Annotated in this window: 14 protein-coding genes; 4 read left to right on the top strand and 10 right to left on the bottom strand. The window is 40.5% G+C overall.

Going from position 1 to position 15,489, the window contains the following annotated elements; genetic code table 11:
- Positions 1-52: 52 nt before the first annotated feature.
- A complete protein-coding gene (locus BM378_RS14455; RefSeq protein ID WP_036970468.1) occupies positions 53-1,369 on the bottom strand; it encodes a peptidoglycan DD-metalloendopeptidase family protein in 1,317 nt (438 codons plus the stop codon).
- A 395-nt stretch (positions 1,370-1,764) separates the two neighbouring features.
- On the opposite strand from BM378_RS14455, the gene tyrS reads away from it, so the two are divergent.
- Positions 1,765-2,964 carry a tyrosine--tRNA ligase gene (tyrS, locus tag BM378_RS14460; RefSeq protein WP_065978412.1) on the top strand — a complete coding sequence of 400 codons (1,200 nt, stop codon included), beginning with the start codon at positions 1,765-1,767 and terminating at the stop codon, positions 2,962-2,964.
- Positions 2,965-3,019: 55 nt separating this feature from the next.
- On the opposite strand, the gene BM378_RS14465 is transcribed toward tyrS, so the two are convergent.
- The 4 genes from BM378_RS14465 to folE2 all read right to left on the bottom strand — a co-directional run bounded on the left by BM378_RS14465 (position 3,020) and on the right by folE2 (position 6,386).
- Complete coding sequence (locus BM378_RS14465) at positions 3,020-3,973, bottom strand: cobalamin biosynthesis protein CobD/CbiB (RefSeq protein WP_036970462.1); 954 nt, start codon at positions 3,971-3,973, stop codon at positions 3,020-3,022.
- A gap of 1 nt (position 3,974) precedes the next feature.
- A complete protein-coding gene (mtnN, locus tag BM378_RS14470) occupies positions 3,975-4,682 on the bottom strand; it encodes a 5'-methylthioadenosine/S-adenosylhomocysteine nucleosidase (protein ID WP_036970459.1) in 708 nt (235 codons plus the stop codon).
- A gap of 103 nt (positions 4,683-4,785) precedes the next feature.
- Positions 4,786-5,385, bottom strand: coding sequence for a DUF2726 domain-containing protein (locus BM378_RS14475; protein ID WP_036970456.1), 600 nt, complete (start codon positions 5,383-5,385; stop codon positions 4,786-4,788).
- 80 nt (positions 5,386-5,465) lie between these two features.
- On the bottom strand, positions 5,466-6,386 hold the full coding sequence (folE2, locus tag BM378_RS14480; protein ID WP_036970453.1) for a GTP cyclohydrolase FolE2: 921 nt from the start codon (positions 6,384-6,386) through the stop codon (positions 5,466-5,468).
- A gap of 174 nt (positions 6,387-6,560) precedes the next feature.
- Between folE2 and arcB the strand changes: the two genes are divergently transcribed.
- A complete protein-coding gene (arcB, locus tag BM378_RS14485; protein WP_074989458.1) occupies positions 6,561-8,888 on the top strand; it encodes an aerobic respiration two-component sensor histidine kinase ArcB in 2,328 nt (775 codons plus the stop codon).
- A gap of 6 nt (positions 8,889-8,894) precedes the next feature.
- On the opposite strand, the gene arcA is transcribed toward arcB, so the two are convergent.
- From arcA to trmB, 5 genes are all read right to left on the bottom strand, one after another.
- A complete protein-coding gene (arcA, locus tag BM378_RS14490) occupies positions 8,895-9,611 on the bottom strand; it encodes a two-component system response regulator ArcA (RefSeq protein WP_036970449.1) in 717 nt (238 codons plus the stop codon).
- A 105-nt stretch (positions 9,612-9,716) separates the two neighbouring features.
- Positions 9,717-10,238: a YfiR family protein gene (locus tag BM378_RS14495; RefSeq protein ID WP_036970447.1), complete on the bottom strand. Its 522-nt coding sequence runs from the start codon at positions 10,236-10,238 to the stop codon at positions 9,717-9,719.
- A complete protein-coding gene (locus tag BM378_RS14500; RefSeq protein ID WP_074989459.1) occupies positions 10,238-11,860 on the bottom strand; it encodes an ATP-binding protein in 1,623 nt (540 codons plus the stop codon). Before BM378_RS14500 ends, BM378_RS14495 begins: the two co-directional genes overlap by 1 nt.
- Before the next feature lie 118 nt (positions 11,861-11,978).
- Positions 11,979-13,007: a methyltransferase gene (locus BM378_RS14505; RefSeq protein ID WP_074989460.1), complete on the bottom strand. Its 1,029-nt coding sequence runs from the start codon at positions 13,005-13,007 to the stop codon at positions 11,979-11,981.
- A 17-nt stretch (positions 13,008-13,024) separates the two neighbouring features.
- A complete protein-coding gene (gene trmB / locus BM378_RS14510; protein WP_074989461.1) occupies positions 13,025-13,750 on the bottom strand; it encodes a tRNA (guanosine(46)-N7)-methyltransferase TrmB in 726 nt (241 codons plus the stop codon).
- Positions 13,751-14,122: 372 nt separating this feature from the next.
- Here trmB and mutY point away from each other — a divergent pair, with 372 nt between their 5' ends.
- Together mutY and BM378_RS14520 are read left to right on the top strand one after the other, a co-directional pair.
- On the top strand, positions 14,123-15,199 hold the full coding sequence (gene mutY / locus BM378_RS14515) for an A/G-specific adenine glycosylase (RefSeq protein ID WP_371915640.1): 1,077 nt from the start codon (positions 14,123-14,125) through the stop codon (positions 15,197-15,199).
- Between the two features lie 15 nt (positions 15,200-15,214).
- Entirely contained in the window at positions 15,215-15,487 is a 273-nt protein-coding gene (locus BM378_RS14520; protein ID WP_036970432.1) for an oxidative damage protection protein, read from the top strand.
- Positions 15,488-15,489 lie beyond the last annotated feature (2 nt).

A 15,489-nucleotide genomic window follows, 5' to 3' on the forward strand; every position in this document is an offset into this window, starting at 1 on the left:
AGCACAAAAAAGCCGCTACAACGTGCAGCGGCTTTGTCATTATTAATTTAGCTTATTTGTTTAAGGCTAATTGCATTTCACGGTTACGCTGTAATTGCGCTAAGAAGTTATCTGCAATAGGTTTAAACTTGGCTAACTCATCACGAGGCAAGGGTTCTGACTTAGGCAGTTTTACCGTTTTAGGGTTACGGTGTACACCATTGACCAAAAACTCATAATGTAAGTGTGGGCCTGTTACACGCCCAGTGGCACCGACCGTACCAATTTTTTGGCCTTGCTTCACTTTCTGACCCGTTTTAACCATTTTTTTGTTTAAGTGTAAGTACTTAGTCACGTATTGAGTGCCATGGCTAATAAAAACATAGTTACCGTTGTACTTACTGTAGCCTGCCTTAAGCACTTTACCATTACCAGCTGAAACAACCGGTGTGCCAGTGCGCGCGGCATAATCGATACCGTTGTGTGGCTTAACTGTCTTTGTTACAGGGTGTAAACGGCGTGGGTTAAAGCTAGAGCTAATATATTTAAAGTTAACTGGTGCACGCAAGAAGGCTTTTTTCATGCTACGGCCTTCTGGAGTGTAAAAGTTACCATCTGTATGACGAATTGCTGTGTAGCGCTCGCCTTGGTTAATAAATTCTGCGGCAATAATTTTACCGTCGCCAATATATTCACCGTCAACATAATGTGCTTCGTAAATTAAACCGAATTGGTCACCATTACGAATATCATTGGCAAAATCGACATCCCAACCAAAAATATCAGCAAAGTTCATAATTTGACGTTCGCTAAGGCCTGCGGCAATACCTGATGTCCAAAAGCTGCTATTAATCTCTCCACCGGCTGATTTACTCAGCGTTTCTATCTCTTTACTATCGATAGAGGTGTCGTAGTTACCTTCTTCGTTTAAGGTAACGTATAAGGTATCTGTTTTTGAGATAACATAGCGAAGCTGTGCTAATGAGCCATCTTCTGCGGTTGCAAAGCTTAATACTTCACCTGGATGAATTTTTGTCAGTTTACGCGTTTCAGCGTTTGTATTGATTAGCTTGTGTAATGTTTGTGCGGAAAAGCCTGCACGTTTAAAAATAAGTGCTAAATTATCGCCATTGCGAACTTCATGGTCGATAAGGTCGTATTCTGGAAGTTTAGCTGCTGCTTGCTCAGAATTTAATTCAGTTAGTTTTTCGTTATCGTCAACTTTAACTTGTAATTCGTAGCGCTTGCCAATCTCAAGTGCATTCGCACTGTTATCCTTTGATGCGGTGGCTTTTTCCGAAGGTAATAATGCTAAGCCAGCAATAGCAGAAACCAAACCGAGAATAAGCAGTTTGTGTTTTTTGGGGAGTTTGTGCACAACGTGAACCATAACGTGCCTTTTTCTGCTGTCAAGAAAATTAATTACTAATATTGCAGGATATACCTAAAATAGAGCAAATACCAGAGTTTTGTAGATTTAAACTGGCGCTATTTTACGCTAGAATTAGTAGGCGCGTTAAACTTTTTTGATTAAATTTGCAGCAGATGCCAAGAGTTAAACTAATTATGCATTAGTTAACTAAAGTACCTTCATTAAAATGCAATAACGCGGTATAAAGAACAATCACGCGCGCTGCCTTCGGGGCTTTTACTTAACACGGTTAAGTTAGCTTTATTTTTGTGCAGTATTTCTGGCGCTAACTAGCTAAATTTTAATGTTTTAGTTCTATTTTAACCCTAATAGGCCACCACGCCCGGTAAGCTGAATTTTTGGAGTAATACACAGTGGATTTACAAACCGCTCTAGCTGAGATAAAACGCGGTGCAGAAGAGATATTAATTGAAGACGAATTAGTTGAAAAATTAAAGTCTGGTAAGAAGTTAAAGATCAAAGCGGGTTTCGATCCAACTGCGCCTGATCTACATTTAGGTCACACAGTACTTATCAATAAAATGAAAACCTTCCAAGACCTAGGTCATGAAGTGATTTTCTTGATTGGTGATTTCACAGGTATGATTGGTGATCCAACGGGTAAAAACGTGACACGTAAACCGTTAACCCGTGATGACGTGCTTGCAAATGCCGAAACATATAAAGAGCAAGTATTTAAGATTCTTGATCCTGCTAAAACAACGGTTGCATTTAACTCTACGTGGATGGAGACATTAGGTGCTGCGGGCATGATCAAACTGGCTGCGCGTCAAACAGTAGCACGTATGCTAGAACGTGATGACTTTAAAAAGCGTTATGCCGGTGGCCAATCTATTGCAATCCACGAATTTTTATATCCACTTGTTCAAGGTTGGGACTCAGTTGCATTAGAAGCAGACGTTGAACTAGGTGGTACTGATCAACGTTTTAATTTACTAATGGGTCGTGAGTTACAAAAAGACGAAGGTCAAAAGCCACAAACAGTGCTAATGATGCCGCTGCTTGAAGGGACTGACGGCGTACAAAAAATGTCTAAATCATTAGGCAACTACATTGGTATTACTGATGAACCAAACGATATGTTTGGTAAAGTGATGTCAATTAGTGATGAGCTAATGTGGCGTTACTATGACTTACTAAGTGCGTTATCTATTGAAGAAATTGCTGCGCTTAAGCAACGCGTTGCAGAGGGTGTTAATCCGCGTGATATTAAGATTGAACTGGCTAAAGAATTAATTGCGCGTTTTCACAGCGCAGATGCAGCCGAAGGTGCACACCAAGATTTCATCAAACGATTCCAAAAAAATGCTTTACCAGATGAAATCCCTGAAGTGACTGTAACCATCGCTGAAGAGTCGGTCTTTATCACTAATTTGCTAAAAGAAGCAAACTTAGTAGCGAGTACGTCTGAAGCAATGCGAATGATCAAGCAAGGCGCAGTTAAAATTAATGGTGAAGAAAAAGTAACAGATACTAAGCTTGAAGTTGCAAAAGGCACCACTGAGATTTACCAAGTAGGTAAACGTAAGTTTGCAAAGATCACGGTTGCTTAATACTTCCATACTAAGCAAAACAAAAAACCAGCTTCGGCTGGTTTTTTTGTCGCAATTAGTTAACGAGCAATAGTGTGGCTATTTCGATTGCAACGATTGATAGCAGCCAGAATGCTTTTGCTTGATTTAAACGGTTTATAAGCACAGGAATATCATCGGCAGTGGGTAATCGTTCGGTGCCTACACGCATTTTATTGTAACGTTCGCCTTGATAAAGTGCGGGGCCGCCAAGTTGTACGTGTAAGGCTGCTGAGGTCACACTTAATAACCAGCCAGTATTCGTTTGATAAAAATGTCTACCGTAGTATTTAATATAATGAATACTGTGTTTACTGGCATTGGTTGCCGCAATCGTGATGGCAACTAATCGAGTAGGTAGCCACTCAAGGACAAATAACAGCTTTGCGATAGGTTTTAAAAATGGACTATTTGGCTGTTGCTTTTTACGCCATGATTGGTGAATAAGCGTTAATAAACGATAAACGATTGCGCTAATAGGGCCGCCGATTAAATAAAAGAATATAACGGCAAAATAATGCCTCGCACTTTGCAGCACCAATGACTCCATGGTGGCTTTACAGATACCTGGCGATGAAAGTCGTGACACATCACGTGCAACCAAACTCGATAGTAGCTCTTTTGCGATAGCTTTTTGATTTTGTTTTATGAGTCTAGCAATACGCAGCGACTTCTTTTCTTGTAAGCGGCTACTTAGCAGTAAATATAAGATTAAGCCATTCAGTAACTCGGGGTAGAAAGCAAACTCTAAGAACAATACAACGAGAATGACTATCACTAGAACGGTCAAAGTAAAGGCAAGGGTAGAGGCAAGATATTGATAACTCGTGGGGTTTGAACGGTTATATAAACGCTCTCCCAAGGCTGCGAATATAATGCTTAAAAAAGTGTTGGGGTGATACCAGCTAACTAAGGGGAAAAAGCGCTCAGCAAGGAGCGCTATAAAAAATACAATAATGTCCAAATGGGTTTGAACAAAATGTGTAATCACCTTATAAACTCACCGAGGTCAGTTTTTCTAATAGGGCCACAACCATTTTTGATGAATTAATTGATGCTGTTTCAATGTACTCTTCAAATGACTGCGGTGATTCTTTACCCGCTATATCTGACATAGAACGAATAACCACAAACGGCGTTTCAAGTACGTGGCAAGCTTGAGCAATTGCAGCACCTTCCATTTCTACGGCAAGCATTGTTGGAAATTCAGCACGTGTTTTTTCTATACGTACCGGGTCACACATAAACGAGTCGCCAGTACAAATTAGACCAATCATGGTCTTAACATCACTGATTTGGCTAATGCTTTGTTCTGCAGCTTCAATCAGTTTTGGGTGAGCTGCAAAACCAGCAGGCATTTGTGGTACTTGACCGATTTCGTAACCAAACGCAGTAACATCAACATCGTGGTGACGCACTTCAGATGAAATAACCACATCACCCACATTTAATGACGGTTCAAAGCCACCCGCAGAACCGGTGTTGATCACACAATCAGGTGTAAAGTTATCAATCAGTAACGTGGTCGCTACTGCAGACGCCACTTTACCGATGCCAGACTGAACAAGTGTTACTTTATTACCTGCTAATTCGCCTGTGTAGAATGTAAACCCTGCTTTTGTCATCGTGCTTGGGTTTGCCATTGCTTCGCGTAAAATTTTTACTTCTGGCTCCATCGCGCCAATAATACCAACGTGCATAATATTTGATTCCTTAGATTGAATAGGATGATTATACCTAAAAATGTATAAAACAAACAAAAAAGCAGACCCGAAAGTCTGCTTTTGCCACTATTATGACAACTTATATTTCAGCAAGTGCGGTAGAGCTCGTATGAGCTTTTGCTTGAGATGGCGACAATACTGCAGGCTTTGTAACACGGTTGCGTGTTGGTCTTATCGGCGCTGCTGCAGGTTTCCCTAGCTTAAACATAATCGCATCACGGACTTCCCTTGGTTGATAACCCGATTTCACCTTCATACGAATATGAGGAATACCAGCCGCTTCTAATGCGCCACTAACAAACCAATCTCGCTGTGCTTTATGACCGTCTTTGTTGGTATTGTTTACTAAATCAACCGCTGCAACGATTGTTAGCTTTTCTTTATCGATAAGCACATAATCCAATTGCTTACCTTTTGCCTTCGTCATGGCTGCTCGCTTTGCTTTAACAGACAAGCCTTGCTTGCAGTCAATTAAATCGATTAGTTTTACGCGGCTTACAATTTTGTATTGATCGCCAACGGCACGTTCAAGAAGGTTTAAAAAAGCACTTTCAACTTGAGTAAAAACACTTTGTTTACGAGTGAAAGGGTACGGGTTTCCGCCATCATCGCTGAACTTTGACGCAACAACAGAAGCCACTACGACTAAAACTAAAATTGATAATAAAGCGAATTCCATAAGGTAACTCCACAACAACAAATTGACACTGAAATATAAAAGCAATATGTGTGCCTAAGTGTCGGGAGTTACCAAATTATTTAAGCAGTATAACCGCCAGCAACTCCTTTTACGGCAATTGCAACAGCATCGTGCGCATGAAGTGATTCGTAGTGGTTGATTTGCAACCAGTAATCGGCATACTCTTGCTCTTCTAACAGCCCTTTGATTTTACGAGCCGCGTCTTCACAGAACATCAGGTTTTGGCCATTTAAACGTGCAAATTCTTGCTCGTCTTCACGTTTAACTGCCGCTTGCACAGGGGTTTTTAATTCACCTTCTAATGCATCTATTAAGCCAACCACATCAAAGCTGGTGAGAGCGTTATCAAGCTTCACTTTCACATTTGCAATTGATCGCTGAGAGTGGGGTGTGGCGACAATCCCTTCTGTTGTGCCCAGCCAGTTTAAAACCGTTTGTTTATCAATTTGTTGCTCTGCAAATTTTTCATCAAATGCATGTTGAATTAATTGCCTTGCGAGTGCAGCTGAGCATGGGCAAGTCGATGAGTAAGTGACATCAACCATTAGCTCAAAGCTTAATACACCTTGATTAATTTTGGCTATTAGGTGGATTGGGTAGTTTTTCCAACCCACTTTGCCACTCAACAAAGACTCACGACGCAATGGAAGCTCAAACTTAAATTCAATTTGTGCTTGGTCACTTAAATCATCATGGCTACTAATAAAGGTATCAAGTGCCTGAGCAAGTGTTTGTGGGTTCACTTGCTGTTCAGTTGATAAGGTATCGAGTGCTAAAAATAAGCGCGACATGTGAATGCCTTTCGCATCTTCTTTATGTAAATTTACAAATGCGCGTGCTTTAGCAACTACATTTACAGGGGCAATATTGCGAGATTCAAAAATGAAAGGAAGTTCAATTTCGCCCATGCCAACCCAGTCTAATTTTCCTGTTCGTAAGGCGGGAGCCGTATCAGCAATATCTGGCATCGTGGTCTGCATGGTAATACTCATTCTTTGCAATTATTAAAGCGCGGTATTTTACATGAAAAAATATAAAAAACGCGGCGTTGATGAAAAAATTCTGTGTTTATCGCACAATATGAATATTTCATAAGGAATAGTGATAAAATTAGCTATGCTGTTTTTTTTAGATTATGTGCCTAAGCTTTATCTATGATTGATTCTTCTTTGAGTCCGTGGGCTCGCACACTCTCAAGCTTTATATCAAAATACGGTGAATTCAAAACCGCCGCAGCTTGCTATGCCCTGTTATTGGTTATGTCTTTAATATTGTCGTGTATGTTTTACTACGTGGCAGTTGGAACCGTAACCTTAGTTGATGTATTGGCTGTAATGTTTTTTACGGCTGTCGTATCGCCAATTTTAATTTCTGTATTGTTAAATTCTATTCGTCAGTTAGAAGCGTCATACAGTTACTTAGACAGTGCAACCAAACAAGAAAAGCTCTTAAACCAAACGTTAAAAGACAATATTAGTCGCCTTAATGAAGAAATTGACGAACGTAAAATGGCGTTTCATGCCAAACACCGAGCAATTGAAGAGTTAAGACGAGAAATTGCCGAGCGTAAGAAAACACAACAAGAGTTAGCACAACAGGGCATGTTACTTCGCTCTATTGTCGACTCCTCACCCGATTTATTCTACTACCGTGATAACAATGGTGTGTTCGCTGGGTGTAATAAAATGTTTGAAGAGGTGATTGGTAAAAGTAGCGAAGACCTGATTGGCAAAAGTGTCGAAGAAATTTACCCAAGCGATTATCTACCTGAAGTATTACGCACCGACAAAAAAGTGTCGCAGACTCATCAAGCACTCACTTTAGACGTTGAATACCCTGTAGGAGGGGAGAAACGTTGGTTTGAAATGCGTAAATTGCCGTTTATTAATGAAAAAGGTGAATACATAGGCTTACTTGCGTTCGGTCGTGATATCACCAGCCGTAAAGAAGCTGCTCAAGCGCTAGAGGCAGCCTACAAAGATAAAGGGAAATTCATTGCTACTCTGAGCCATGAATTAAGAACCCCACTTAATGGCATTGTTGGTTTAACCCGCATGCTACTCGATACTGAGCTCGATAAGCAGCAACGAAGCTGGTGTAATACGGTGTTCTCAAGTGCTGAAACGCTGGGTAATATCTTTAATGATATTATAGATTTAGATAAAATTGATCGTGAGCAACTTGATATTGTAGCCGATTCAGTGAATGTTGCAGACTTCATCAATGATGTTGTGAACTTTGCGGGTTTAATTGCTGAACAAAAAGGCCTCGACTTTAATATCAAGCGTAAAGGCACGCTTGATGTGTATGCGTCTTTAGATCCGACCCGCCTTCGCCAAGTTGTTTGGAACCTTATTAATAATGCGGTGAAATTTACCCAGCAAGGTCATGTAGAACTCGAATGCCGCCGTGAAAATCGCCCAGATGGGCCTTGGTTAGTGATGCGAGTGAGTGATACAGGACAAGGGATCCCTCAAGAGCAGCTACACCGTATTTTTGACATGTATTATAAAGCGCCAGATATAAATGGCACCAACGCAATTGGCTCGGGAATTGGTTTAGCCGTAACCAAAGCATTGGTTAGTGCTATGAAAGGTGAAATACATGTTAGCAGCACAGAGGGCGAGGGCAGTGTATTCGTGGTAGAAATCCCCCTTAAACTTTGTATTGCGCCAACCGAGCAAAGCTATGCAGTTCGCAGCTTAAACATTTTGTTAGTTGAAGATGTGCCATTAAATGCTGAAATAGCAACTAACCTGTTAGAGCAGCGTGGTCACGAAGTTATTTGGGCTGAAACCGGTGAAGATGCGCTGTCGTTTGTTTACACCGAGGATGATTTAGACTTAGTGCTATTAGATATGCAATTACCCGACATTAATGGTGATGAAGTAGCAAGGCAAATTCGTGATGATGAGCATTTTGATAACTTACCGATAGTTGCCCTTACCGCCAACGTAAGAAGCGCCGAAGAGGAGCTCGCTGGTATAAGTATTCAAGGTGCATTAGCAAAACCAATTAACACCACGAAGCTTGATAAAATGCTGGGTGAGCTATTTGATATTAAACAGCAAAAAGTACCTGACTCTGCACCTGTTAAAGCCGCTAAGCCGAAAGATCTTTCCGGTATCAAAGTAGAATTACTCGACATTGAAACCATTGAAGATTTTGTTGGCTCTATGGGGTTAGAGGTGTTTAAACGCAGCGCTGCGTTATTTGCTAAGCTTAACCCGCAGTATCAAACAGAATTAGCCGATGCTCTGGCTATAGACGACAGAGAAGAATATAAATCGGTAGCCCATAAGCTAAAAGGTGCTGCAGGTTCTGTTGGTTTAAACGATGTGCAATTACATGCTAAAAAGATGGAACACGGTGCGCTTGATGAGAGTGCAGAAGAACTGCAAGAGTGGTTAAGTGTTTTAGCAGACAAAATAAATGAAGGGCATGAAGCCCTCCAATTATTTTTACAACAGTTAGAAGATTAGTTCTAATTAGTTGTCAATTTTACCAATGAAGCGGTAGCCTTCACCATGGATGGTGCTGATAAGCTCAGATGTGCTGTTATCGCTTTCAAAGTGTTTTCTAATACGACGAATTGTTACATCAACTGTACGGTCGTTAGCACGTAGCTCGCGGCCAGTCATATGCTTAATAAGTTGCTCACGGCTAAAGATACGACCAGGAGAATCAAGCATTAAGCGTAACGCACGGTATTCACCTTTAGGCAGACGTTTAGCATCGCCACTTGGTGATGTTAAACAACGGCTGTTTTCATCAAGTTCCCAACCGTTAAATGTAATAACACCATTTGTTTCGATATTAGCTTCTTCGCCACCTAACGCTGTACGAGAGATTAGGTTGCGCGCACGAATCGTTAGTTCGCGAGGGTTGAACGGCTTAGTGATGTAATCATCTGCACCAATTTCAAGACCTAGAATACGGTCAACGTCGTTGTCACGACCTGTTAAGAAAATCAGGCCAACATTGCGTTTTTGACGTAATTCACGAGCTAAGATTAACCCGTTTTTACCTGGTAGGTTGATGTCCATAACTACAAGGTTCACATCATCATTATTTGTAAGCTTGTCATGCATATCATCGCCATCAATGGCTTCAATAACTTTGTAACCTTCAGCTTCAAATAAACTAACGAGGTTTAGTCGAGTTACGTCTTCATCCTCTACGATCAGAATGACTGGCGTTTGCATTGTATATTAACCTTTTCGGAAATTTTATTTACAAAAATTCGGTATTATCAAGCAAAACCGAATACTAGAGATTATAGGAGTAGATCCAATTGTTAACAAGTAAAATCAATTTGGATAAAACTTAGCCATAGCTAACAATCGAGATTGCACTTTAAAGTTCTGCTGCAATACGTGCTGCTTATTGATATACAGTCGGATTTTATTCCCTTCTTGAACCAGAGAGGCTATGCCGCCGTTTTCTAAAAAACTGATACTTTCACCTATTGTTAAAGTATCCAATGAAATTGTATCGGTCCAAAGTGGAAGTATATCATTTTCTAATGTTTCATCAATGTATGTGATATCACAAAGTTGAGAAAGTTCAGAAATTTGCTGAGTTTTTTTAACTAATATCACATTAATTGGTTTGTTGTTAATTTGCAGTTCATCTCGGTCCTTCATAAATGCACCAGGACCACTATTTAAACTGTAAAAACAAAATGACACAGGGCGTGCAGTGTCATCATGTGTGAACTCAACAAACTTCGCAATTTGAAATAAAAATGCCGATTTTACTTGGTCTGGTGACTTAGCCTGCGCGGGGTATGTTATAAGCACTAATACAAATAGATAAAAGAGCGCTCTCATTAAACTGCACCTTCGTTCAATGGCAGAGTAATAATAAAGTGAGCGCCTTCATTACTTAGCTCATCGTAAATAATGCTGCCCCCTAATGCTTGGGTAACTAAATTATAAACGAGGTGCATGCCTAGACCACTTCCACCTTCGCCACGTTTGGTGGTAACAAAGGGGTCAAAAATTCGTTTTTTAATCGATTTGTCTACCCCAACGCCATTGTCGAAATAATGAATGACTAAGCTGCTCTCATTACGCTCAACGTCAAAGGTTATTTCGTTATTTTGATTGTCAGTAAAAGCGTGTATCACGGAGTTACTTAACAGTTGTTGTAAGATCTGTTGCAGCGGCCCTGACTTTGTTTCGATGCTAATGTCGTGACTGCAATTAATGTTTACTTTAGGGCTGCGGTATTCAATTTCTGAACGCATTGAGAGCACAACATCACTTAGTAGGTTATGTAAGTTAACCAGAGAAGTCATTTCGCCATCTTGGTTTACAGCCACCTTTTTGAAGCTCGACACCAGTTCGGCAGCGCGGTTGAGGTTACGATAAATTAAGTCGAGGTTTTCAATGCCATCATTTATAAAGCGTTTTAAATGTGCCGATGTTAAGGTTTTTTGTTCAAACAGCGTATTGATTTCAGCCAGCTTGTCACGCAACAGCGTCGACCCGGTGATCCCCAGACCAATAGGGGTGTTAACTTCGTGTGCGACCCCTGCAACCATTTGGCCCAACGAAGCCATTTTTTCGTTTTCAACGATTTGGTTTTGATATTGATGCATTCGCTCAAGGGTGTTGAGTAGCTCTTGGTTTGCTTCACGAAGGGCAATGGTTCGCTGATTTACTTTTTCTTCAAGACTTTGGTTGAGTTGTTTTATCTCTTGTTTGTCTTTTTCATGGCGCTCAATTTGTTTTTGAGTGCGCGCAAGCATGATATTTAAGCTGCCCGCGAGTTGATTTATTTCATCAATATTGGTTTTTTGCGCGCGCGTTTCATAATTATGATTTTTAGAAACGTCTTGCAGTAACACACTCAGCTCATCAATGGGGTTTGCAATACGCTTTTGAATACTTCGCGCAACAAAAAACACTAATACCAGTACGAACAGCGTCAGTAGGATATCAATCATAATTTTATGATTAATGTATTCATTTAATCGGTCTAGACCACCGCGAATATACACATAGCCAATGGTGCTCCCCTCGTAAACGATAGGGGTAACAAGCTCAATAACCTTATCTTTAACATTAGGTACTAATAAGTCATTAATACTACCAACTTTAATCGGAACGGGCGGCGTTTTGCTGGCGTTAAAGCTACTGAAAAAAACCGGTTCATTAGAAAGCTCGTCAATAGAGTAAATATGAATGTTTTTTATTAAAGGCACTGACTCAAATGATTTTAAGCGCTCAGTTTCTGTTTCGTTATCGTCGAATAGCACGGTAACTTGTGCGTTGTATGCGACAATTTTAGATAAAATAGTAATCTTATCGATGATGAGTGATTTTTGCTCTTTTACATCAAGGAAGGTCGAAATAGAAATTGATAGCGACAAACAGAGTGCGGTAACTAACATTACTGCGTTAGTTAAAGCTTTGCGAATACTTGTTTGTGCAGAGAATATTGACATGCGCTGTCTAAAGCCAATCTTTTTAATATTATTAGTAACTTCTTAGTCTAGCAAAGACAACAAAAAGTAACTAAATAATAAGAAAAATATTTCAACAACCAATATTAATTAACGAAAACTAAGCCGCTGAGTAAACTGAAAACTTGGTATTTTTGAAGTCAGTTGTGTATTGACCAAATTGTGCTTCAAGAATAGGAGGGTATTTCAAAAAGCTGTTCGCGACGATTGTAAGCTTACCCTGTTTAGTAAGGTGTTGTTTTGCATTAGCTAAAAACGCTTCAGCAATTGTGTAGTCGGTCGCAATGCCGGTATGAAAAGGTGGATTACTGATTATTAAATCAAATTTACCATCAATACTTTCAAGACCATCACTTAATATTGCGTCACCTTGTAAATTGTTTAACGCAAGAGTCTGTGTGGTTGCATAGGTTGCAAGTGCGCTGACATCACTGCAAGTAAACACAAGTTCAGGGTGTTTAATTCCTAGATAGGCGGCAATTACACCAGCCCCACAGGCAAAATCGAGTACTTTACCTTTACTGATATTAGGAGCGTTATTTAATAATACAGCGGTCCCTACATCGAGTGCGCCATGGTTAAATACCCCCGGTACACTGATAGCGGTAAATTCAAGATCGCCCGCTTTAACTTGAAATGGCTTGTGGTAACGGCTGATATCAAAACTATCGTTTAATGTCAGCTCAGAAAAAAGGTATAGAATACAGTGTTTGGCGCTATCGATTTTGTTACTAAAACCACATAAATCCTTAAGCTGTTTTTCTGCTGACTTAACGCCACCTTTGTTTTCACCAACAATAAGAAGCTGTGCATCTTCTTTACAAATAGCGCGAATATTATCAAGACACATTAAAGCTTCAGGCTTCGCTTTAGGGTAGTAATAGATAACTAAGTCGTAATTCCCTTCAGGCATAGTGTGATCAACCACCGCGCGTATGCCATTAATTTTACTGGCATACTGTGCATTTGCGTGGTTATAGCTAAATGCAGTTATGGCCGCATTTGGGTTTAATGCTTTTAGCTCTCGTAAAAAGCCATCTTGTTCAAAGTTAACCACTAAAATGGATTGCCCAACTAACTCTTCGTCGTTGCGAAGTAATAATAAACTGGGGTTGGTTAACTTACTCATTCTGGCTTTACCTTATGTTACTTCGTACGTTCAAACATTAAATCCCATACACCGTGACCTAAACGGTGACCGCGTTGCTCAAATTTAGTCAACGGGCGAGAATCAGGGCGAGGAACATAATCGTTTGTTTCAGATTGGTTTTTGTAACCTTCTGCAACTTGCATAACTTCTAGCATGTGTTCTGCGTAATTTTCCCAGTCTGTTGCCATATGGAAAACCCCACCTATTTTTAACTTGCTACGTAGTTTTTGTGCAAATTCAGGTTGCACGATACGACGCTTGTGGTGACGCTTTTTATGCCATGGATCAGGGAAAAACAGTTGCAGCTTAGATAAGCTTTCATCGGCAATACAGTCAGCCAACACTTCAATAGCATCGTGCTCAAATACACGTAGATTGGTAATACCCGCTTCATCGGCATCCATTAAACATGCACCCACACCTGGGCGATGTACTTCGATACCAATAAAGTTTAACTCAGGGGCATTTTTGGCCATTTCAACAAGTGATTTACCCATACCAAAGCCGATTTCTAATACGATATCGTTATCGTTACCAAAGACGTCTTTCAGGTCGAGCATGCCGTTTTTATGCTCAAGGCCCATTGTTGGCCAACACTTTTCGATGGCGGCTGCTTGGCCTTTAGTTAGGCGACCTTCGCGCTTAACGAAACTACGAATAGTGCGGATATATTTACCCTCTTGCTTTGCTTGCTCGAGGTTAGGGTTACTTGAGTCATTCATATAATTTGGCCTGATAAAAACACGGACTATAGAAAAAGGGTGCGTATTATCCCTGACCAGCGCCTTGAGTACAATAGTTAGGACCTGTTTATCTTTCGAGATTAACTTTGCTGTAGTGAATTTGATATTGAGGCAAGGCGGAGTCTATGACGTGGGTAGGAGACATAATTGGCAAAAGCGCTGTGTCGCTGTTAAATACGCGAATAAATATGCGAAGCGCTTTTGCTCTATTTAAGGACGGATTAACACTTATATTAACTCTTATTTAATCCTGTAAGGGCAACACGCCTCGATGCTGGGTTTTCACTTGCTTGGCCTAACTAACTGCAATAGACTGAGCCGCAATGAGCTTCAGCAAGTAAAGATGTTATTTTGAATTTAAGCAATAAGGAGTCAACTTGGTTTGCTAACCAAGTGGTTGACTGGTATCACCTTCATGGTCGTAAGACACTGCCATGGCAGTTAAATAAAACCCCTTACAAAGTATGGATCTCCGAAGTGATGTTGCAACAGACGCAAGTGATCACTGTCATCCCATACTTTGAGAAGTTTATGCAAAGCTTCCCTGATATTATCGCGCTCGCTAATGCTGATGAAGATCAGGTATTACATCACTGGACTGGGCTTGGTTATTACGCCCGTGCCCGTAATTTACATAAAACAGCAAAAATAGTCCGTGATAAATACCAAGGTAAGTTTCCTACAACCCTCGAAGAAGTCATGGATTTACCTGGCATTGGCCGCTCGACTGCAGGCGCTATTTTATCGTTATCGCTGGGTCAACATCACCCTATTTTAGATGGTAATGTTAAGCGGGTTCTTGCGCGGTTCTTTATGGTTGAGGGCTGGTACGGGGTTAAAAAAGTTGAAAACCAGCTTTGGTCGTTATCGTCTCAGTTAACCCCCAAAGAGTCGGTTACTGAATTTAACCAAGCCATGATGGACTTAGGAGCAAGTCTTTGCTCTCGCAGTAAGTTTGATTGTCAGCCATGCCCGTTAAAGAGTAAATGTCAGGCATTTAATCAAGGTAAAGTGAAAGAGTTTCCACACTCAAAACCTAAAAAAGCGGTGCCTAAAAAAGCGTGTCATCAACTTATTTTAGCCTGTGACAATAAAGTATTAATGGAAAAGCGGCCAAGTAGCGGTATTTGGGGAGGTTTATTTGGCTTTTTTGAATTTACCGAGTACAGCGAGTTAGAACACTTTTTAGCACAACATGGTTTAACTGGTAACACGCAAGCACTTGAGGCATTTACCCATGTATTCTCGCATTTTGAATTAACCATTAACCCACATGTGCTAACCTTACCGGCAATTCCTGATTTTATTAACGAGCACCAACTTGTTTGGTATCCGCTTGACGAATCGGTTGAAGTTGGGTTGGCTGCACCCACTAAAAAGCTGGTTAAACAATTAAGCACAATAGATTACAATAGCATCACGCAATAAGAGTAGAGAGCAATTATGGCACGTACAGTATTTTGTCAAAAGTTACAAAAAGAAGCTGAAGGCTTAGGCTTCCAACTATACCCAGGTGAGCTTGGTGAAAAGATTTTCAACAACATCAGCAAAGAAGCGTGGGGCCAATGGCAGCATAAGCAAACAATGCTGATCAATGAAAAACATTTAAATATGATGGACCCAGAGCACCGTGCTTTTTTAGAAGAGCAAATGGTAGGGTTTTTATTTGAAGGTAAAGACGTAGAAATTGAAGGCTACCGTCCACCTGAAAAATAATA

It is taken from the genome of Pseudoalteromonas lipolytica (assembly GCF_900116435.1).
Lineage (GTDB): Bacteria > Pseudomonadota > Gammaproteobacteria > Enterobacterales > Alteromonadaceae > Pseudoalteromonas > Pseudoalteromonas lipolytica.